The sequence below is a fragment of the Agrococcus sp. KRD186 genome, assembly GCF_017168255.1.
GTDB lineage: Bacteria > Actinomycetota > Actinomycetes > Actinomycetales > Microbacteriaceae > Agrococcus.
In genome coordinates, this window is record NZ_JABFAP010000017.1 from 1 (window position 1) to 400 (window position 400).

Consider the following 400-nt stretch of genomic DNA (forward strand, 5'->3'; position numbering starts at 1 on the left):
GCCGTCGACAGCCACTACGGCTTCCCCGTCATCACGCACACGCGCGAGGTGTGGGAGAAGCTGGACGCGGTGCCGTTCAGGGCGGCGATCGCGGCCGGCGTCGACTCGATCATGACCGCGCACATCCTGGTCCCGGCCCTCGACGACTCGAGTGACCCGGCGACCCTCTCCCGGCCCGTCGTCACGGGTCTGCTGCGCGACCGCCTCGGGTACGACGGGGTGGTCGTCACGGACGCGCTCGACATGGCGGGCGTAAGGACGAAGTACGGCGACGACCGGGTGCCGGTGCTCGCGCTGAAGGCGGGCGTCGACCAGCTCCTCAACCCGCCGAAGCTGGACGTGGCCTGGAACGCCGTGCTGCGGGCCGTGCGGGACGGGGAACTGACGGAGGCGCGGCTGG

1 protein-coding gene is annotated in these 400 nt (G+C 72.0%); it reads left to right on the forward strand.

Annotated features, from left to right (window positions below; translation table 11 throughout):
• The coding region (locus tag J1M46_RS15060; RefSeq protein WP_274607068.1) for a glycoside hydrolase family 3 N-terminal domain-containing protein at positions 1 to 400 on the forward strand (400 nt) is incomplete at both ends.